We start from the raw sequence: 20,823 nt of genomic DNA, 5'->3' as shown, positions 1-20,823 counted from the left end.
TAGGGCACACCTTTTTAAATCTAGGAGGAAGCACATGCAAAAAACCGATAAAATTGTCATTCTCGGAATTACTGGATACACTGGTTCATGGTTAGCTAAAACGCTGACTGATGCTGGGTACACGAACATCACGGGTACCTATCGTAACGCTGATAAATTGGCAACCCTAACTGAGCTCTTGCCCAACATTCATGGTGTTCAAGCTGACCTGTTGGATTCACCGACGGCGGTCGCAACGGCACTAACTGGGAGTCAGTGGGTCTTCAATAACTCCGCACCGTTCACGGGCCATGAACAAACAACTGCAGATTTTATTGCCACCAAGATTCGGGCTGTAAATAATCTCTTTAAAGGCATTAGCCAAGCCAATACGGTTCAAAAACTCGTTCAAATTGGCTCAGTGGCTGCCATCGACATGGGAATTGCTGATCCGACTGTCACTACAATCGATGAAGACACTTGGCCCGACCTCGACCACATGGATACCGCTTACGAGCCCTTTATTAACATGAAGGTTCGTGAGGAACAACGCGTCCGTGACCTGGCTAATATTATTAATTTGCCGGTCACCGTTATCCACCCCACCAACATTGTTGGCCCCAGCTTCACCCCTTGGCAACACGACATGATTTACGCGTATCTGCACGGCAGTCGACAGCTGGTTGATGGCCCCATGGACAGTGTGGACGTTCGTGATATTGCCGGCTTGGAACTAGCTGTCATGAATAATCCTCAGAGCAATGGCACCCGGGTCCTCGGCTTAGGATTCACCAGCACCTATCGTGAACTGGAAACAGTTGTACAGGATACCTTAACGCCTGATCAGGTCACACAACTCTTCAGCAAATTACCGACCTTGATTTCTGCCCAGACGGCCTTGGCCTTATGGCAACCCATCTCCTACACGGCTTTCTACAAAGACCAGGCCTGGCGGTTAAACCCGAAGTCCGTTTTAAAAACGAAGTACCCTGACTTTTATCAGTATCAGCACACCACAGCTGAAACGACTTTTAAACAGGCACTTCACAAAATGCTAAAAGATTTTGCTTAAAGGCTTGCCTTGAAGTCGGCTTCAAGGTTTACGCTATGGTTACTTGCGTGATTCAGCTAACGCAACTCGCAGTTAATAATAGAAAGGAAGCACCAATAAATGGCTTACCAAACGATCAATCCATTTAATAACCACGTTTTGAATTCATACGAGAACATCTCTGACAACCAGTTGGGAAAAATTTTAGCAGATAGTCATGCGCTTTATCTCAAATGGCGCAACGAGCCCAGTGAGACTCGCCGGGACACGTTACACCGGATTGCTACTATGATGCGTTCCGAAAAGACCCAGTTAGCCACCACGGTCACCCAAGAAATGGGAAAACTCATTGGTGAATCAGAAGCTGAGGTTGAGCTCTGCGCTGACATCGCCGATTACTTTGCCGACCACGCTGCCGAATTTTTAGCCCGTAAACCGCTCGACACCGTCATTGGCGACGCCTACTATGAAAAACAGGCACTAGGCGTCTTGTTCATGGTTGAACCTTGGAACTTCCCGTACTACCAAATCATGCGGGTCTTTGCGCCCAACTTCATGATTGGTAATCCCATGCTCTTGAAGCACGCATCAAATACGCCAAGTAGCGCCGAAGCCTTTGTCGATATTATTCGGCGGGCCGGTGCACCAACCGCCAGTTTAACCAACCTGTTTGTCGATTACGACCAAGTAGATAAGGCGATTGCCGACCCTCGAGTCGTGGGTGTTGCTTTAACTGGTTCCGAACGCGGTGGCGCTTCCGTGGCAAAGACGGCTGGTCAGAACTTAAAGAAGTCCACTATGGAACTGGGCGGAAACGATCCATTCATTGTCTTATCAGATGCTGACATGAACAAGGTCAAGCGGGTTGCGCCAGTCGCTCGTCTATCTAATGCCGGTCAAATATGTGCAGCTTCCAAACGATTTATCGTCATGGCAGATAAGTATGATGAATTTTTAACCATGCTGAAGCAGGCCTTTGAACAGGTTAAGCCTGGTGATCCAATGGACCCAGCAACCACGCTAGCCCCCTTGTCTTCAGCGAAGTCCAAAACCACTTTGCAAAAACAGGTCGATGCCGCGGTTGACGCCGGTGCTACGGTTTTTTATGGCAACCATCCGATTGACTTACCTGGCCAATTCTTCCAGCCAACAATTTTGACGGACATTACGAAGGACAATCCCGCCTACAACCAAGAATTATTTGGCCCTGTGGCTTCCGTCTACAAAGTGAACTCGGAAGAAGAAGCCATTGCTTTAGCCAACGACTCTAGTTATGGTTTGGGCAGTGCCATCTTCACGGAAGACACGAAGCACGCCGACGCCGTTGCACAACAGATTGAGGCCGGCATGACCTTTATCAATCGTGTCTGGGCAACGTTACCCGAGCTCCCATTTGGCGGGGTCAAGAACTCCGGCTACGGTCGGGAAATGTACGAACTGGGTTTTGACGCCTTTGTGAACGAACACCTGGTAGTCAACGCCAAAGATTAAGCATCCTTTTTTAAAATGATCTGACATTAGCGGCATAAATGGCATCCACTGAGGATGGCGATTTATACCGCTATTTTTATGCCAACGTCGCCCTCGTCGTGTTGCGTCGCTAGGCCTTTAACCTTAGCTTTCCCCTTCGGAAGAACGCCGTCTCACCCATCTAATCAGAGCAAATTGACCTAAAATCTGATTTTTTTCAAACTTCTATTGCCCTGAAGCTAGCTTTAAGGTTTATGATGAACTCATCGAATTAATTAAAGGAGCGTTTTTTCATGGAAACTGTAAACTTAAATGATGGTAACAAGATGCCTGTCTTTGGATTTGGTGTCTTTCAAATTGCTGATTTAGCAGCGGCCGAACAAGCCGTTGTCGATGCCATTCATGCTGGGTATCGCTTAATTGACACTGCCCAATCCTATGGCAATGAAGAAGCCGTCGGCAAAGGTATCAAGCGCGCTGGTGTTAAGCGTGAGGACTTGTTCGTTACCTCTAAGCTCTGGGTCACTGACACCGGCTACGACGCAACGAAAAAGGCTTTCGAAACAACCTTAAAGAAACTGCAACTCGACTACTTGGACCTCTACCTTATTCACCAACCCTACGGTGACGTTTACGGTTCATGGCGAGCCATGGAAGACCTGCAAAAGGAAGGCAAGATTAAATCAATTGGTCTGTCCAACTTCGACAGCGACCGTCTGATTGACTTAAGCTTGTTCAATGACGTTAAGCCTGCCCTGAACCAAATCGAAATCAACCCCTGGAACCAACAACCAACTAGCATTGATTTCATGCGTCAGCAGAACATTCAACCGGAAGCTTGGGCACCATTTGCTGAAGGCAAACACAACATTTTCACCAACGATGTGTTAAGTGAAATTGCAGCAAGCCACAACAAGTCCGTGGGCCAAGTTATTCTGCGTTGGTTAACCCAACGGAAGATTGTTGCCTTAGCTAAATCCGTCCACCCAGAGCGGATGGCAGAGAATCTCGACATCTTCGACTTCACGTTGACTGATGAAGAATTGAAGGCCATTAGTGGTTTAGACCGGAAAGAAAGCCAATTCTTTGATCACCGTGACCCGGCCGCCGTTGCCCGGATTGCTAGCTTACACTAAGAAAACTGAACACTTGAAGTGTCTAAGAGGCCGTGACAATGTCGCAACCTCTTTTTATTTTCAAATTAATATTGCCGAAACATGTGCCAGAAGACAACTGACTCCGCTTAACGGGAATAACCAAACAATCCAAGTCCAGGATTAGCCAGTTATCCCGTTAATGCTCGTCAGTAAGCGCCTTCTAGCACTTTTTTTTATTTTTCTTTGAACCCCCCTTGCCTTGAAGCTAACTACAAGGTTTATGATGAAACACATCAAATACAAATACGCAAAGTGAGGAATTTAATTATGTCAAAAAAAACTATTGTGTCACTCATTCTACTAGCCTTACTCATTTTTGGCGGTGGCTATTATGCCATCCAGCGGATAACCGTTAGCACCGCTGCTACCAGCCAAACGCAAGCCGCGACGACCCATACTTCTAAAAAGAATGGCAAGGCCTTAATTTTATACTATTCCAACTCTGGGACCACCGAAACCGCTGCTAAGTATTTACAGCGGAAGACCGGTGCTGACCTAATTAAGCTCAAATTGTCTCCTGCCTATCCCACAGATTATGGTAAATTAGTGACCGTTGCCAAACGACAAATCAATCGTAATAGCCGGCCCAAAATTACCAATACACCTAACCTAAAGAGTTACAAGACCATCTATTTAGGCTTCCCAACTTGGTATCACCGGCCACCCATGTTTATCAACACTTTTTTTGAAGCCAACACTCTTCGCGGCAAGACGGTCATTCCGTTTACGACTAGCATGAGCAGTCCAATCAGTGTAAGCACCCCTTACTTGAAGCGCATGGCTAAAGGTAAAGCACTCACATTGCAGCCAGGTTTTCGTGCAAACAATGAGTCGACGATTAACCGCTACCTCAAGCAACATCATTTAATTGATTAATTTGCAAGAAAGCGTTTGCCTTAAAGTCGGCTTTAGGGGTTACCCTATAAACTAAGAGCCTTTACCTCTTGATACTGCCATCTAGCCAAGCACCTTCGTACACACACTTCAGTCTACTACACGGAGGATTGTCTATCGGGCAATCCTTTTTATTTTCCCCTTCCCCTAAGGTAGCGTTCAAGCTGTGTTCGTACTACTGCGCTTCTAGCCGTTGACACGTTCTGACGCTAGACATCACGAACCTATATCAAATAACGACAGATGTAAATATTAGCTGTACTTGTCAGACGTATTACCTAGACAAGTGCCCTGACGGAGGATGGTTTAGAATCATGACAATTCAAGAAGTCGCTAAGCTTATGGGTATTTCGCAATCAGCCATTCGCTACTATGATCATCAACAGCTCCTGCCATCGGTCAAACGTGACAAGTACAATAATCGTGTTTTTACTGAGAATGATCTTGCGTGGATCAAAATGGTGATTACCTTACGCGAACTGGGCATGCCCGTGCCCACCATCAGAGAATACGTTCAGCTCTCTGCTGAAGGTAAGCAAACGCTCAGACAGCGGCTCAAGATTATGACTGACGAGCAGGAAAGGATTCTAGCCGAGCTCGAGAAGGTCCAAGGACACTATATTATGATCAATCACTGGATTAATCATTATGTTGATGTCCTAGTTGATCCTAACCTAGATAAGTTCCCCCAAGGGATTGACCCCACATTCCCGGATCATTTAAAATAGCTTTTCTCAACAAACGCCCCGTCTAGCAACAAAGACGGGACGTTTGTTTTGGCATCCATGGGGTGATTCAAGAACCAAGTTATATTGTAAACATTTTTCTTTGAAATTAAATCATATCATTTGCCCTCAAGTCGACTTTAAGGTGTATTCTAGCTTCGTTAGTTAAGTCTACTTTCAATAAATTACCGTATTGGAGATGATTTCATTCCCGTAGACAATGTCAACCAAGGACCAACCGCGACTGCTAGCCGGCTCGTTCCACTAAGCTACCGTAATGAACAAGAGCAACCGCGCCACGCCCTAATTTATCTACCTGCTGCCTATTTCCAGCTACCATCCCAGCAATTCAATGTCACTTACCTGATGCACGGCTGGAGCATGAATGAGACAACTTTTCTGCACGACGCTGCCTTCAGACGGATGCTGGATCAGGGAATGGCCACTGGCGAGCTGCTACCACAAATCGTGGTGACACCTACCTATTACCCGACAACCGGCGAGCCAACTGGGAGCTGGGAAAATGATGGCGATTACATTACCGATTTTGTTCAAGCAGAGCTGTGCCAATCACTTTTACCAGCCGTTGAAACCGCCTACCGGACGTATGCAGCCGGTGGTCGGGCGCAAGATCTAATCGACAGTCGGCAACATCGGGCATTTGCAGGCTTCTCCATGGGCGCCATCACAACTTGGTCTGTTCTTGAGCAACGGCTAGCCTACTTCGCGTACTTCGCCCCCATGGCTGGCGATAGCTGGACCATCACCAATGACGGTGGCCTCTTGCAACCCGACCTAACTGCTAAAAAACTCATAGCAGCTGTGAAGGACAGCCAACCAGCACCCTTTCACATTGAAGCAACGGTTGGTAGTCAGGATGGCACGCAGAATTCAATGACTCCGCTCATTACGCGATTGCGCCAGCTATCCACCACCTTTGACGTCGAGCACCTTAGCTACTGGAAAGACCCGCATGGTGGTCACACGTTGGCCTCGGCGACGAATCAATTTGCACACGCGCAAGAAACATTTTTCAAAAAGCCCTTGCCTTAAAGTTAGCTACAAGGTTTATGATCTAACACATAGTCACCTAGAGCCATCACGTTGGCCCAAACGACTTGTCATTTTGAACTTAATTTGCCTATAAAAGGAGATTGCTTCTATATGAAAATTTTAGTATTAGGTGCCGCTGGTCAAATTTCTCGCTACTTAACGGATTTGTTACTGAACGAAACGACCGACGAGCTAGTCTTGTATGGTCGTAACATGACCACCCGTTTAAACCAGTACGCAGCGAACGACCGGGTCACCTTGATCAATGGCGACTTTGCAGACGAAGCCGCCTTGACTGCAGCAGCAAAGGGTGTTGACGCCGCTTACCTCAACCATATGCATTTAACCTCAGATGTTCAAAACGTGGTCAAGGCTTTAGACGCTAACCATGTTACAAAATTAATTGGTGCCAATATTCTCGGCATCTACGGCGAAGTTCCTGGCAAATTCGGTCAATGGAACTTAAGCATGGTTGGTGGCCAAGCTGGTGAAGATGCCATGCTAGCAAGTGCCGAGGTTATGGAAGACTCCGACCTTGCTGACTACACCGTGTTACGCCTGACCTGGTTGTTCAATCAAGCCGGCAATGAAAATTACGAACTGATTCCTAAAGGTCAACCCTTCAAGAACGCCCAAGTCAGTCGCCAAGCGGTTGCCCGGGGCATCGCAACCATTTTACACGATGCTAGCGGTCAGTACAGTCGTCAAAGCTTTGGTATTGGCGAACCCGATACCTACTTTGACAAACCATCTTTCTACTAAAACAGGTTAACTTAAGGGAGGCATTCTCATGGCAAAATATGAACAAGAAGTAAAGAACGATATCTTCGGCTTTGGTGACTTAAACACAGCCTTTGCGCAGTACTTTTCCGGTAACAGTTATCTCACCGGCTTAGTGCCACCAACAGACGACGTTGATGTCAGTGTCGCTAGCGTGAATTTTGCACCTGGCGTTCGCAACAATTGGCACAAGCACCACGATGGCTATCAAATCATCCTGGTCACTTCTGGTGAAGGGTGGGCCCAAATTGACGGTCAACCCGCTCAGAGCCTGAAGCCTGGCGACGTGGTCGTATTTCACGATGGCGTCAAGCATTGGCACGGCGCAAAGAAGGATAGTTGGTTCACACACTTGGCCATTAGCAAGGGGACTACTGAATGGCTCGAACCAGTAACTGACGCAGAATTTGCAGACTTGGATAAGTAGGAGGATTAACTCATGGCAGAAAAACAAACAGCTGGTCGCGATAATTTAGGTGACTTTGCCCCTAAATTTGCAGAACTTAATGATGACGTTTTATTCGGAGAAGTCTGGTCTCGTGAAGGTCAACTCTCAGCCCATGACCGCAGTATGATTACCATTGCCGCACTCATGTCTGGCGGCAACTTTCAACAACTAAAGGCGCATCTAGCACTTGGCAAGGCCCATGGGATTACTAAGGATGAGGTCGTTGAAATCATTACACAGTTAGCCTTCTACTGTGGCTGGCCTAAAGCTTGGACGGCATTTAGTCTGGCTAAAGAAGTTTATACGGAAAAATAAGGAGGAACTGATAATGACAGAAGACTACTTAAAGATTCAAAAACAAGGTGTATTTTCAGCTGGCGGCACCTTCCAACAAGCCGCGGGCACGTTCGATCCTATCAATGGTCAAATGGCCCCAGCTGGCCAAACCCGTCACGCCGATCATGCCAGTGTCCTCTATCAGCTCCCCGTTGATGGTAACGGCCACGCAATGATGTTCCTTCACGGCTATGGCCAATCACGGACCGGTTGGATGTCTACGCCTGATGGCCGTCCTGGTTTCTCTGACATCTTCTTGAAAAAGGGCTACGGCGTTTACCTGATTGATCAACCTAGACGTGGTGAAGCTGGCCAATCATCAGTAGCCACTCAGATTCCCGCGACACCAGATGACCAAAACTGGTTCACCCAGTTCCGTTTAGGCTTATGGCCTAACTTTATTGAAAATACGGCCTTTCCCAAAGACGATGCGTCACTTGACCAATTCTTCCGGCAAATGACGCCAGATACCGGTGAGTTTGACATTCCCGTTATTACCTCCGCGCTAGTTGCCGCCTATGAAAAATCCGGACCGGCTGTCTTAGTGAGCCATTCTCAAGGAGGCGTCCCTGGCTGGTTCATCGGTATGGCCAGTGAAAACGTCACCGGGATCATCGCAATTGAACCTGGTACCTTTGTCTTTCCAGAAGATGAAGTGCCAGATATTATTCCAACTAAATACCCGATGCCCGTTCAAGGTGTCGGCGTCCCAGCCAAGGACTTCGCTGAATTAGTCAAGAAGCCAATTGCCATTTACTTTGGTGACAACATCCCGTCAGAACCTTCCAACGTTCCGGCTTGGGATTTCTGGCGTGGCGTTAAACAATTAGCAAACGAATTTGTCGCAACGGTTAACCGCCATGGTGGTGATGCCAAGGTCGTTTACCTACCTGATGAAGGCATTCATGGTAATGATCATTTCATGTTTGAAGACTTAAACAACCAAGAAGTTGCCGACCACATGGGCAACTGGATGGCTGAACGCAACCTATAAGCAGTAGAATACGAGGAGAATAATTTATGAGCGAATTTGCAGTAGAAAAGGCACCTTTAGAAGAATTTGACAGTACCCCGGTCGTCTTTGAAAATCAAGACTCTCATCTCAAATTAGCTGGGATCGTCTATACCCCAGCTAACATGCCGGCCGATGCTAAACTGCCAGCGCTGGTTGTCCAGGGACCCATGGGGGCCACCAAGGAACAGACCCAAAGTTTATACGCACAATTAATGGCAACTCGGGGCTACTTGACGCTGGTCTATGACTATTCTTATATCGGTGCCAGTCAAGGCCAACCTCGTGGAACTGAAGATCCTGCCATTAAGGCCAGCGATATTCACAGCGCCATTAGCTTTTTGGCCACCTACCCCAACGTAGATGCCGACCGCTTAGGTGCAATTGGCATTTGTGGCTCTGGTGTTTATTTACCATTGGCTGCCCTGAATGAAAACCGGTTAAAGGCCATTGCGGTCGTCAACCCCTTCACAATCATTGATACCGTTGAGACTGCACCTAAAGAAGAAATTTTAAAAGAAAAGACGCTGTACACCAGTACCGGAAAAGCCACCCGTTTAGACTTAATCGAACCTGGCTCTGAGGGCGCTGAGTACTACTTCGATCACAAGCGGGGCGCCGCTGTCAACCGGGTCGAATTTGTGTCTTGGTCCCAATTAGACTGGCAACAATTCCACCCAACTGAAATCGTCAAGGACTTACATTTACCATTCTTGATGATTTGCGGGGAGAACGCCTTTACCCGTCCTGGTGCCGAGGTCATGTTCAAAAATGCTGCCAGCACGGACAAGCAACTGGTCATCATCCCTAAAGCCCGCCACTTCGACTTATACGATGGTCATGACTACGTGCCAAGTGCCATTGAAAATATCGACACCTTCTTATCAGCTCGTCTCTAGTCTAGCTTTCGCTTAAGAACAACATCCCCCGATGCTGTTCTTTTGCCGTCTGCAGATGCACCTACTCCCCTGAAATTTCAGCTAGGAACTGCGCCCAACATAGCGTACAGTAAGGGCATCAGTATGAAAGCGGGGAAGTCCCATGAGTCTATTTGTCTCCTTCTTTGTTCTATTAATTGCCGTCGCTGTAAGCAACATCTTGGCCCGGCTGGTTCCTAAAATTTCTAGGACCTATATTAACGTTTTAATGGGAATCGTGGTCGCAGCCATTCCCTTCACAAATCACCTGGTATTGACGTTAAATAGCGACGTCTTTATGCTCATTATCCTAGCGCCCCTCCTGTTCTTCGAAGCACAGCGGACGCCCATCCTGATGGTTCGTAAGCGGATTCCCAGCATTCTGGGCTCAGCGGGGGTCTTGGCTATTGGGTCAGCAGCCGTGGCGACAGTGATTCTATCTGGAATCTTTGGCTTAGCCCTGCCGATTGCCCTAATCATGATTGCTATCTGTACGCCCACCGACGCAACGGCCCTGGACTCCGTGACCACCGGACGTACCTTCCCGGCCGCTACTAAGTCTAGCCTGAAAATGGAATCCCTCTTTAACGATGCATCTGGGATTGTTCTGCTGCAGGCCGCTCTGCTCTGGCGCACAACGGGACATCTGGGCTTACTGCATAATATCGGTGCCTTACTCTGGTCGGCCGGTGGTGGCGCACTTCTTGGTGCTTTACTGGCTGGTGCATTTGCACTACTCCGCCAATCCATTGTGCGTAGCAGCGTCAACGTGGTCTCATCCCAAAATCTGTTTTACGTGTTGACACCCTTAGTCATTTACTTGATTGCTGAGGAAGCTGGTATCTCAGGGATTATTGCCGTCGTCACTGCCGGACTGATTCATAACAGTGAGGCGAGTCGTAGCCGGTTCGCTGCGCCCCGCCAGATGCACCTGGGCATTCAGACCATTAACTTTATGGATCAAATTTTAAATGGTTTCGTCTTCGTCATCCTGGGGTTGAACCTGGAACGTATCTTCGCCGCTAACTACACGCAAGTCATCGGGTCCTTTGATTGGCTGCTGATTGGTATCGTGGCCTATCTTGCTCTGTTCATCTGTCGTTGGCTTTATGCACGCTTTTTGGTCGGTGACAAGAGTAATCGCACGGCCACGCTATTCGCTTTGGGTGGTGTTCACGGGACAGTCACGTTAGCCATGACCTTTTCGTTAACAGCTAGCCATCTCGGAACAGCCACCTTCAATTTAATTTTACTCGTTGAGACCGTCGTGATTATTCTTAGCATGCTGCTCCCCACCCTAATCTTTCGCTGGTGGCTACCCGTTGATTTGGACGAACGGAATCGTAACCAGCAAACTACGGAAGTTCGCCACAAAATGGTTTTAATCGGCGTTGAGGCGGTCCAAAATCTCTCTCTGCCAAGCGAAGTCCGTAATTTGGTTATTTACGATATTAAAGATCAGGACCAGCACAATAAGATTGGTTCCTTTGTCACCCAGTGGCGGCGCGCTAGCACGCGGACAGATGTCCTATCGACCCTCCAAAGCGTGGAACAACGGCGAGCCCTAATGGCGGCCTTTACTGCGGAGCGAACTTATCTCTATGATTTAGCGCGACGCCACGTGGTAAGTTCAACTGTTGTTTATGACCTTTATAGCGAAATTCTCCTAGCTGAATCGCTGGTTTTAGATCCGCAAAATCAATTAATCTAGCGGATCTAGGCCTTAGTTGGCAAGTCCCAAATTTTTAAAATTTCCGCTTGCCTTAAAGTGAACTTCAAGGATTACACTAGGCTCATCAATTAAGGAAAGGAAGTTTTACGTTATGTTAATTCTTTACTATTCCAACTCAGGAACAACCGCTAGAGCGGCGCAACATATTCAGGCCAAAACGAACGGTAAACTCATTGAACTCGACATTAACCCAGCATATCCGACTGAATACGATTTAGTCACTGAAATTTCAAAACAACAGATTGATAGCGATACACATCCCCAAATTACCAATCTGCCTGATTTAACCGATGAGAAGACCATCTTTATTGGTTTTCCGATCTGGTACCAACGGCCACCAATGTTCGTGAATACTTTCTTCGAGCAAAGTGATTTGACCGGCAAAACTGTCATTCCATTTGCTACCAGCATGAGCACTCCCATGAGTGCCAACACGGCCTTTCTTGAAGAAATGGCTGAAAACAGCGGTGCCACTTTGCAAGCCGGCTTCCTGGCCAACTCAAACGACACCATTGACCATTATTTGAGTGACCGCGCCTTGCTAAAGTAACCGGCGTCTTCATCTCAGAGAACTAAAAATTAATAAACTAATATTTATTGGAGGGATTCCCATGTCAAAAATGATTTTAACGGATGCTAACGTTGCTGAACTGCCTAAGTTTAACGATAATCCTTGGGGCTTGGTTTATGCGGACGCTATCACTGAAAACAAACCTGGTGAGGTTAACATTCACCCTATCAATTACACGTTAAACGGCTTAAAGATTGCTGCCAACATCTACACGCCAGCAAACTATGACCCGGAGAAGCAATATCCAGCCTTAACCGTTGCACATCCTAATGGCGGTGTTAAGGAACAAGTTGCCGGCTTATTTGCCCAACGCCTAGCTGAACACGGCTACATCACCATTACTGCCGACGCCTCCTATCAAGGCGGATCGGAAGGTCAACCACGGATGGTCGACAACCCTGCCTACCGGGTAGAAGATATCCACGGGATGGCTGACGCCTTGTCCCTCTTCCCCGGCGTAGACTATGACCGCATGGGTGCCTTTGGTATCTGTGGTGGCGGTGGCTACACCTTACGTGCTGGTCAGACCGACAAGCGGTTTAAAGTGGTCGCAACCCTGTCTGCCTTTAACTCCGGCTTAGTTCGGCGGAACGGCTTCATGGATTCCGAAGCCAACACCATTCAGGACCGGCTAAAAACCGCTTCAGAAGCACGGGAAAAAGAGGTTCGCGGTGAAGGCGTAGATTATACCCCTGATTTGAAGGAAATGGCCCCTGAAGATGCTGCCAAATTACCTTACGATCTCTACAAGGAAGGCTACACCTACTACGCCCAAACCCACGCCCACCCAAAGTCCTCTTTCGTTTATACCGTCAGCAGTTTCTTAAACTTAATGACTTACGATGCCTCCGAGAACATGGATTTAGTCAACGTCCCCTTATTGATGATGGCCGGTAAGGCAGCTGATACCTTCTACCTAACCGAAAAGGCCTACGCGAACGCCACGGGAACCTCTGATAAGGAGCTCTTCTTAATCGAAGGCGCCCACCACATTGAAACGTATTGGAAGCCAGAATATGTTGAACAGGAATTGAACAAGTTGGTGGACTGGTTAAGCACCCGTCTTTAATCCGATCTTAAAAGTTGCGCTGTTGTTTAATTTACAGCGCAACTTTTTTATTTTTATGACAAAACGCCTTGCCTTGAAGTTAACTTCAAGGTTTATTATCGTATTTGTAATATAATATTAGAGGAGTGATTTAACATGGCAAACGTTTTAATTTTAGGTGGTAACGGTGCAATCGCACGGTTAGTCACCGCCAACCTGACCGCTAACGCCGACAATCATGTGACGTTATACCTACGCAACGCAGATCGGGTCAGCGACTTGGTGAATGCTCAAGTAACTGCTGTAACTGGCGATGTTCTGGACGAGTCTGCCCTGACAACCGCCATGGCCAATCAAGACATCGTGTTCGTTTCCATGGGCGCTACCGGCACCGTTAAGCTGACTGAAACCGTGATTGCGGCCATGCAAGCTGCTGGGGTCGCGCGTGTCATCTCCGTGAATGACCTAGGAATCTACGACGAAGTTCCGGGTAAATTTGGCGAGTGGAACAAGCAAATGATTGGGAAAGGCGCCCAAGTAGGGAAAGCTTCCGATGACGCCTTAGTTGCTTCTAACTTGGACTACACCACGTTGCGGCTAGCTTGGTTAAACAACCGTGACAATACGGATTACGAACTGACACAAAAGGGTGACCCCTTTAAGGGAACCAGTGTCTCCCGTAAGAGTGTGGCCGCTGTCGTCACCAAAATCATTGCCGATCCAACGTTTGCTAGTCGGGCTAGCATTGGTATTGACCAACCTGGCACCGACGGCGATACACCAATGTAATGAAAGGAAAATTGCTGATGAACATTAAACAAGCTGGCGAACTGTTTGGGCTAACGACCGAAACTTTGCGCTACTACGAGCGGGTTGGCGTTATTCCCCCGGTCGCAAGAAATAAGAGTGGCTACCGGGAATTTACGATCAGCGACCTGAACTGGGTCTATCTGGTTACGACCCTGCGCTCGGCTGGACTCTCAATTGAATCCTTAATCGAGTTTTGCCAATTATCCCAACTGCGGGATGAGAAAGATATTGGCGGCGCTCAGAAGCAAGTCCTGCGTGATGAACGCGACGAGCTTGATGACAAGATTGATCATTTAAAAGATGTACGCGCCTTGTTGGATTACAAATTAGAACATTACGACGACCACGTGGCTAAATTTAATGCCGGCGAACCCGTGGAAAAATTGTGGGAAAACCCACCACGGCATCAGGACTAGGACAAGTTTTAGGAAGGTCATCCACGTTTTGTGGGTGGCTTTTTTCGTCGTCAAAAAAAGGCGCCACACAAGAATGGCGTCAAATCAACGATTCTATTCACTTTTTTCGCAAGAATGCGTCCCGAGAGTAGCGAAACAACATGTGCAGTACCGCAAGAAAAAAAGCCCCACCGACCGTAACGCCAAATTGACAACTATCCTACTAATCATCAACATTATTCAAGGCATTACGGTTATCGTCGAAGCTCTCATTCCACACAAGTAACGGGTAAGGTTCGTGAGGCTCTTACTTCGTTGTACCCAGATTATAACACGGAGATTCTTACACAATGAACAGAAAAGCACATCTACTTGCGTTCATATTTTCAGAAGTCCCCAAGTCACAGCTCTCGCGGAACCCCTGGCTACGCTCAACATCTCGTACAAGCTCTCAGTCATTCGAGACTTCAGGCGAAAATGGTTGTCCAGAAATACCGGTCTATCAACCAAAACTCACAATGCGCCCCCCGAGAGTCGAACTCGGATCATGAGGACCGAAATCTCATGTGCTATCCATTACACTAAGGGCGCCCAGCACCTTTATTTTAACGCCAAATTAGTCAAATGGCCAAACATTTCTACCGTGCACCGGAAGCTTTGATGGCTTGTTGCTCCAAATAGTCTTCCGTGGCGTCTGCGTTCTGGCGGAAATCGGTGATGAACGAGTCACTCTGAGGCTGGATCACCGCGGTTTGCACGCCGTCAATGTCAGTCACCGTCAACGCTTCATCAGCCCAATCTGCCGTGTCATAATGGCCGTCTTCAATTTGATCGAGCACATTTTGGAAAATATCCAGCACGGCCTGGCGAATGATGACCTCCTCCGTAACCGTCTCGCCCTGCTGCTTCAGTTGTAGCTGGCGCAATTGCACCTCATCCATATCGGTTGGAACTTGAATAAACATGTAAAATGCCTCCCATAATTAGTTTTATTGCTATTCTAGCACGTTCAGCGAAAGAATAGAGTCAAAGCGTTATCCTTCCTGGCAATCTGGTGTAAACTAGGGGTGTATGAACGACTGGCTTCCATGTGGCTCACCTGCTTAAATCGAATCGCTGACGCACATGGACCCAGCCGCGGTAAGTTTCGTGATTCGCGTGATTGCGGGCGCAACCCGTGTCATCCCGGAGGCGTCGCGTTTAGCCCAATCACACTCAAACAAGATTTAACTTAGGAGGTGGGGAGACTTATGGAAGACGCAATTTTAGACTTCACCACGAATTTGGCCATCCTCCACCGGCAATTTCAGCGGGCAATGAACCAGATCCTGGAGGCCGACGAAATGCCGGTCAACATCACCGAATTTTATTTGTTAGTGCTGGTCTCCGAGACTAGCCAGCTCAACCAACGGCGCGCCGCGTGGACGATGGCCGTTGACGAAGGCTTGATGGCCCGCATGGTACAGCACCTGGTCAGCTTATCCCTGTTACAAAAGGAAACTGACCCGGACGACCGCCGCAACCGCCGGCTCAAGCTCACCCCGGACGGCGAGAAAATGGTCCAGCAAGCCATCGCCGTTCTCCACGACTGGTGGCAACAGGCCACGCCGCCCGACAGCGACTTCGACTACGCCAGTATTACCACCCAACTACAATTACTTTCTGCACGTGTTCTCCGTGACCAGCAATCTGACACCCACTAGTCACGCCTTTCCCGACTAAGGAGGGATTTTTATGAGTAAAGCCATTACCATTGCCGAGGCCCAACGTTACGATGCCCACACGATCAACGTGATTGGCATCCCCGCGCTTGTCCTGATGGAACGGGCCGCCTTGGCAACTTTCAACAACATTTTAAATGACGACTTCGACCTGAGTCGTGTCGTGGTCGTGGCCGCTACCGGCAACAATGGCGGCGACGGTATCGCGGTCGCTCGCCTGCTCAAGATTCGCGGCATTGACGTCGAAGTTTATTTACTAGGCAATCCGGAAAAAGCCACCCCACAGACGGCTCAACAACTGAAAATTGCGAACTACTACAACATCCCCGTCACCAACGACCTGAACCACGTGGTCAACGCAACGGTCATCATCGACGCAATCTTTGGCGTTGGCCTGTCCCGCAACGTCACTGGCAAATTTGCGGACGCCATCAACGCGATTAACGCGGCCGACGCCAAGACCGTGGCCATCGATGTGCCATCCGGCATCAACGCCGACACAGGTGAAGTTATGGGCGTCGCGGTGGTCGCCGACAGCACCACCACCATGGCCTACAACAAGATTGGCCTCCTGACGACCGAGGGCAAGCACCACGCCGGCACGATTCACGTCGCCGACATCGGCATTTACGCCCAGGACCGGCTGGAACACGCCCGCTGATTGGCTAGTGAGCGAACCAACTAGGCATTATGACTTAGCGAATTTTTTCAAACGCGTAAAATGAATAGTGCGAGAGCTGAGTGACTTTCGTGTTTCCCGACTAACGGTTGGTCTCCTAGGGGAGTCGACCGTTTTTTCTTTGGCGCAAACTTGCCGGTCCACCTGCGGCAGTCAGGTACTTCCAGCCTGTGGGGCACGGCTGAAGCCTGAAGTACGGTCTTCAGCCTCAAAGGTGAGCCTTGCAAGCCCGGCAAGTCTCACCTTTGGCCCGTGTTGTAAGGCTGTGAAAAGTTCATCCCAGCCAACAACACCGACACAGGATTCCGTACCTGACTGCCTCCGGCTCCCCTAGTTAGTGCCAAAGAAAACAGTCTTGCCCCATCGATCAACCTACCGAGTGTCCTGTGCAAGTGGCATGGCAACGCTAGCAGTAAAGCACAGGTCGGTAAATATTCACAATTGACCAACGCCACATCAACACTTTTCACGTAACCAATCCTAACCCACTTTTCTCAAGCCACTTCACAAGCTTTCCCTGGTGGAACCCGGTATACTGTGATTAACCACTATGCTGGTCATCATCACACCCGTCTGAATAATAATGGTCGTTGATGGCTAGGCTAATGTCAGCCGTGAGGGCGGCGGAAATAGACTCAGCCGGGGGATTCTTGGAGTGCCCTTCTCAAAGAATGGTGACTTTGAAACGCGGTTTTGGCGGTTCAAAGCAAGCTCGAAGACCGCTCTATGGCTTCGGGCGTCCTTCCCCCAGCGTTCCAGTCTATTTCCGCCGCCCGGTAAGGCGAAAATTTAGCCCAGCCCAGCATAAGTACATTTTGGAGGTGCACCATGACACAACTCGAAACTGGCTTTACCAACGTTCAAGCGCTGGACCCCAGCATCCTGGTCGACCTGCGCTATGCCACTTCTGACAACTTTACGCATCACGTGATTTACGATTTCACCACCGCGATTGCTCGGACTGGAACCGCCAAGAAACTCGCCAAGGCCAGCGCACTCTTGCGTGAACAAGGCTACCGGCTGAAGGTATGGGACGCCTATCGTCCCGTACCCGCCCAGGAAAAACTGTATGACGTTTACCCGGACCCTTCATTTGTGGCCAAGCCCAACCCGAATTTTTCACATCAAAAGGGCGTGACCTTTGACCTAACGCTCTGTGACCGTGATGGCAATGAGCTGGAAATGCAGACGCCGTTTGACGACTTCACCGCCGCCGCTCACCGGGATCATCCAAGGACAGCGACGCAGGAAAAACACTACCAAATTTTGGACCGCGCCATGCAGGAAGCTGGTTTCTTCGGCTATGAAAACGAGTGGTGGGACTACCGCGACACGCAGATGGACGATTATGAACCGGCAGCGGCGGATCCGAATACGTTTTAGTTAACTAGCCTAATAGATGGAGGCTAGAAATCATGTGGCAGCGGCGTTGGCAAATAATCTGGGGCGTCTTAGCATTCTTGGCGATTGTTTTGACATTTAGTCTTGAGAATACGAATTGGTTAAAAATTAGCGTTTGGGTCGTCATCATCATTCTGGGAGTGGTGCTTGCTGTTAAGCATCATGACTCCTGACGATGAAATGGCCGCAATTACCGGATAGCACTTGAAGACTTGGCGCTGGCACCTACACAAACTTAGTCATTGACGCACGCTACATCCTTTTCTGATTCTAATTGGCCAAGCACAATCACCTGAAACCACCAAGCTTTCGTGCTATACTGTAGACAATCAAAAAGAAGCCGGTGGTCTGACACCGACTTCTCAGATGGTAGCTAGCCGTTAAAAGGACGGTAGCCGCTTAGGTTCAACTCATGACTCGAGTCTTCCCAAACCGCTAAAGTTTGAGGGAAGGCTTATTTTTTTGGCGGTTGCTGGTCGCGCCAAATCTGGTATAAAAGCGCTACCAGACCTAGCACGAATGACATCCAGGTGCCCATAGCTAAGTTCCTCTCGACAGATTTTTGTTGCATTGGCTTTCACCTATCCTTTTCAATTCCCAAGAAACGACAATTGAGTCGAACGAAATCAGCGCCACTCTCCTAACCCCTACTGTTTTCCAGCATAACAGAGCGGCCAGTTATCTCCGCCTAATTACGCAAGAAAATCAAAATCGCCTATAAATCCCGTTATAATCGGAATTTATAGGCGATTTTTTTCTTTGCGACTAGCTACATGCCAGCTAATCAGCAATGCTACACTTGTTTCTTATTCACTCTGCATAAACGAGTGATCCGGAATTCGAATCAACGTGAAGCGGTTGGCCAAACGACCGGCGTGCAGGCCAATGCCGTTGACAAAGGACTTCTTGTACGTCGTCTCAATCACGCCGACCCAAGCCTTTTGGTGGCGTTGGTCGTACTTGGCGACCTTCTTGGTATCCCAATTGTAAGCCGACGCCGGCAGGTTAATGGCCTTCTTGCCCGCCGAAACGGTCGCGACGGTACTGCTGACCTGGTATTTTTCCCCCTCGGTCAGGTATGTATAGGTCTGAACTGGCTTCTTACCGGTACTATTGTTGACGGTGACGTAGTACGCGGACCCGCTGCCGTTCCCCGTGTTGATCACTAACGGTTCGTAGCGCGTGGTCTGGCTCACGCGGTCGCCCAGCTGGTTCACATTTTGAAAGAAAGTCGTGTAGCTCATGCCGCCGAAGAACAGTAGCCAGACGACCAGCTCAATCGTTGAAATGGTCAAGTTCTGCCACGAGAAGCTGTGATGTTCCTTAACGATGAGTCGAATCCGCCGCACGCGCATGTCGTGGACCATCCAAACCAGCGTTACGAGGACCACTAACCACAGTGCCATCCCCACCAAATTCCATGTCGATTTCATTTTCCCAGTTCCCTTCCAAAATTAAGCCTCAAATTCGGGTAAATCATCTCTGTAAATAGCTTACGAGATTCACGCCAGGAATACAAGCCGCAGTCCCGGCGAATTTCAATGTTATACTGAACTTGTTTCTACTTTATGAACAAGGAGGACTCCCTTGTGTGTACTAGTCTAACCTATACGGCCGCTACAGGCCACCACTTTTTTGGGCGAACCATGGATTTTCCCACGACCACACCCTGGCGCCCCGTTTTTCTACCCCGCAACTATCACTGGCAAACGGCGCTCGGGACGTCCCGGACCACGCGTTACGCGCTTTTGGGCGGCGGTCGAATGGCGGCGGATTTTTCTGGGTACCTGATGGCCGACGGGGTAAATGAAACCGGTATCACGTGTGCCGAACTGTACCTGCCCGGCGCCGTGGATTACGCTGACGCCCCCATCCCCGGCCAAACCAATTTAACGCCGCAGGACTTCATCAACTGGGTGCTGGGCGAACACGCTACCCTGGCCGAAGTCGTGGCCGATTTGCCACAGGTCACCCTGGTCGGTCGGAAATGGGGCGCGGACAAATATGTCTACCCCTTCCACTGGCTTCTCAGTGACCGGTCCGGGCAAACGCTGGTGATTGAACCCACTGGCGGGCCCTTAACAGCCCAACCGGATCCGGCGAGGGTCTTGACCAACACACCGGTCCTGGCGACGCACCTGGCTAATCTAAACGCCTTTCTGGGAGTTCCTGGCACCACGTTTACGCCAGCGACCATTCAGGCTGCTAAGGCCACCATCGCTGCCGGAACCCCCTTGCCAGCGGGCTCCGTTCCCACGCGGCGCTTCATTCACATGGCGCTGCGGCGCTGGGGAACGTCACCAGCACCCACCACGGCCGCGGCAACGACCCAACTTTTTCATTGGCTGGGCGAGGTTATATTACCATATGATGTCACACGGCGGGATCAGGGGAACCATAATTACACCCATTACCGGGGAATCATCGATTTAGACCGGCTAACTTATTTCTTCATCCCCCGAACAACCAACCGCCTGCAACAAATCACATTGACCCCTGAAATGGCGTCACACCGGCATTTTCCGCACGCTTATCTCGCTGATTAACGGCTTATGTTTCAAAACGTCATTTTAGCTTTAATCCGATTGATATTTCTTTGAGACATTTCTGTAACAACTCCCTGATAGTATTAAGCATGTTGATT

General features: G+C 49.0%; 23 protein-coding genes and 1 tRNA gene. 21 read left to right on the top strand and 3 right to left on the bottom strand.

Features of this window, described 5'->3' with window-relative positions:
- Positions 1-34 precede the first annotated feature (34 nt).
- From EKM99_RS12875 to EKM99_RS12800, 16 genes are all read left to right on the top strand, one after another.
- The gene (locus EKM99_RS12875) at positions 35-1,051 is read left to right on the top strand and encodes an NAD-dependent epimerase/dehydratase family protein (protein WP_125583819.1); all 1,017 of its coding nucleotides are present in this window, start codon (positions 35-37) and stop codon (positions 1,049-1,051) included.
- A gap of 99 nt (positions 1,052-1,150) precedes the next feature.
- Positions 1,151-2,521 (top strand): NAD-dependent succinate-semialdehyde dehydrogenase, encoded by a 1,371-nt coding sequence (locus tag EKM99_RS12870; protein WP_125583818.1) that lies wholly within the window; start codon positions 1,151-1,153, stop codon positions 2,519-2,521.
- Between the two features lie 272 nt (positions 2,522-2,793).
- Entirely contained in the window at positions 2,794-3,636 is an 843-nt protein-coding gene (locus EKM99_RS12865; protein WP_125583817.1) for an aldo/keto reductase, read from the top strand.
- Between the two features lie 288 nt (positions 3,637-3,924).
- Complete coding sequence (locus tag EKM99_RS12860; protein WP_125583816.1) at positions 3,925-4,533, top strand: flavodoxin; 609 nt, start codon at positions 3,925-3,927, stop codon at positions 4,531-4,533.
- 332 nt (positions 4,534-4,865) lie between these two features.
- A complete protein-coding gene (locus EKM99_RS12855) occupies positions 4,866-5,279 on the top strand; it encodes a MerR family transcriptional regulator (RefSeq protein WP_125583815.1) in 414 nt (137 codons plus the stop codon).
- A gap of 378 nt (positions 5,280-5,657) precedes the next feature.
- Positions 5,658-6,329: a hypothetical protein gene (locus EKM99_RS12850; RefSeq protein WP_125583814.1), complete on the top strand. Its 672-nt coding sequence runs from the start codon at positions 5,658-5,660 to the stop codon at positions 6,327-6,329.
- A gap of 111 nt (positions 6,330-6,440) precedes the next feature.
- Complete coding sequence (locus EKM99_RS12845) at positions 6,441-7,091, top strand: NAD(P)H-binding protein (protein WP_125583813.1); 651 nt, start codon at positions 6,441-6,443, stop codon at positions 7,089-7,091.
- A gap of 28 nt (positions 7,092-7,119) precedes the next feature.
- Positions 7,120-7,536 (top strand): cupin domain-containing protein, encoded by a 417-nt coding sequence (locus tag EKM99_RS12840; protein WP_125583812.1) that lies wholly within the window; start codon positions 7,120-7,122, stop codon positions 7,534-7,536.
- A 12-nt stretch (positions 7,537-7,548) separates the two neighbouring features.
- On the top strand, positions 7,549-7,872 hold the full coding sequence (locus EKM99_RS12835; protein WP_125583811.1) for a carboxymuconolactone decarboxylase family protein: 324 nt from the start codon (positions 7,549-7,551) through the stop codon (positions 7,870-7,872).
- Between the two features lie 13 nt (positions 7,873-7,885).
- The gene (locus EKM99_RS12830; protein WP_125583810.1) at positions 7,886-8,887 is read left to right on the top strand and encodes an alpha/beta hydrolase; all 1,002 of its coding nucleotides are present in this window, start codon (positions 7,886-7,888) and stop codon (positions 8,885-8,887) included.
- Between the two features lie 26 nt (positions 8,888-8,913).
- The gene (locus tag EKM99_RS12825) at positions 8,914-9,804 is read left to right on the top strand and encodes an alpha/beta hydrolase (protein ID WP_125583809.1); all 891 of its coding nucleotides are present in this window, start codon (positions 8,914-8,916) and stop codon (positions 9,802-9,804) included.
- A gap of 142 nt (positions 9,805-9,946) precedes the next feature.
- Positions 9,947-11,533, top strand: a complete 1,587-nt coding sequence (locus EKM99_RS12820; protein ID WP_125583808.1) for a cation:proton antiporter — start codon at positions 9,947-9,949, stop codon at positions 11,531-11,533.
- A gap of 112 nt (positions 11,534-11,645) precedes the next feature.
- Complete coding sequence (locus tag EKM99_RS12815) at positions 11,646-12,104, top strand: flavodoxin (protein ID WP_125583807.1); 459 nt, start codon at positions 11,646-11,648, stop codon at positions 12,102-12,104.
- Positions 12,105-12,165: 61 nt separating this feature from the next.
- On the top strand, positions 12,166-13,194 hold the full coding sequence (locus EKM99_RS12810) for an alpha/beta hydrolase (protein ID WP_125583806.1): 1,029 nt from the start codon (positions 12,166-12,168) through the stop codon (positions 13,192-13,194).
- 135 nt (positions 13,195-13,329) lie between these two features.
- Entirely contained in the window at positions 13,330-13,962 is a 633-nt protein-coding gene (locus EKM99_RS12805) for an NAD(P)H-binding protein (RefSeq protein ID WP_125583805.1), read from the top strand.
- A 17-nt stretch (positions 13,963-13,979) separates the two neighbouring features.
- Positions 13,980-14,399, top strand: coding sequence for a MerR family transcriptional regulator (locus EKM99_RS12800; protein WP_125583804.1), 420 nt, complete (start codon positions 13,980-13,982; stop codon positions 14,397-14,399).
- A gap of 498 nt (positions 14,400-14,897) precedes the next feature.
- Here the strand turns inward: EKM99_RS12800 and EKM99_RS12795 are convergent.
- Positions 14,898-14,969: transfer RNA gene (locus EKM99_RS12795), tRNA-Arg, on the bottom strand.
- A 47-nt stretch (positions 14,970-15,016) separates the two neighbouring features.
- Positions 15,017-15,343 (bottom strand): hypothetical protein, encoded by a 327-nt coding sequence (locus EKM99_RS12790; protein ID WP_125583803.1) that lies wholly within the window; start codon positions 15,341-15,343, stop codon positions 15,017-15,019.
- Positions 15,344-15,628: 285 nt separating this feature from the next.
- Between EKM99_RS12790 and EKM99_RS12785 the strand changes: the two genes are divergently transcribed.
- From EKM99_RS12785 to EKM99_RS15875, 4 genes are all read left to right on the top strand, one after another.
- Positions 15,629-16,081, top strand: a complete 453-nt coding sequence (locus EKM99_RS12785) for a MarR family winged helix-turn-helix transcriptional regulator (RefSeq protein WP_125583802.1) — start codon at positions 15,629-15,631, stop codon at positions 16,079-16,081.
- A 31-nt stretch (positions 16,082-16,112) separates the two neighbouring features.
- Positions 16,113-16,760: an NAD(P)H-hydrate epimerase gene (locus tag EKM99_RS12780; RefSeq protein WP_125583801.1), complete on the top strand. Its 648-nt coding sequence runs from the start codon at positions 16,113-16,115 to the stop codon at positions 16,758-16,760.
- A gap of 846 nt (positions 16,761-17,606) precedes the next feature.
- Entirely contained in the window at positions 17,607-18,161 is a 555-nt protein-coding gene (locus EKM99_RS12775; protein WP_125583800.1) for a M15 family metallopeptidase, read from the top strand.
- Positions 18,162-18,193: 32 nt separating this feature from the next.
- Positions 18,194-18,352: a hypothetical protein gene (locus tag EKM99_RS15875; RefSeq protein ID WP_164511606.1), complete on the top strand. Its 159-nt coding sequence runs from the start codon at positions 18,194-18,196 to the stop codon at positions 18,350-18,352.
- A gap of 633 nt (positions 18,353-18,985) precedes the next feature.
- Here EKM99_RS15875 and EKM99_RS12770 read toward each other — a convergent pair.
- Positions 18,986-19,612, bottom strand: a complete 627-nt coding sequence (locus tag EKM99_RS12770) for an LVIS_2131 family protein (protein WP_125583799.1) — start codon at positions 19,610-19,612, stop codon at positions 18,986-18,988.
- 156 nt (positions 19,613-19,768) lie between these two features.
- Here EKM99_RS12770 and EKM99_RS12765 point away from each other — a divergent pair, with 156 nt between their 5' ends.
- On the top strand, positions 19,769-20,725 hold the full coding sequence (locus EKM99_RS12765; protein ID WP_125583798.1) for a linear amide C-N hydrolase: 957 nt from the start codon (positions 19,769-19,771) through the stop codon (positions 20,723-20,725).
- The last annotated feature ends 98 nt before the right edge of the window (positions 20,726-20,823 follow it).

It is taken from the genome of Levilactobacillus cerevisiae (assembly GCF_003946245.1).
In the GTDB taxonomy this organism is placed as follows: Bacteria; Bacillota; Bacilli; order Lactobacillales; family Lactobacillaceae; genus Levilactobacillus; species Levilactobacillus cerevisiae.
This window is presented reverse-complemented; position numbering and strand designations above follow the sequence as displayed.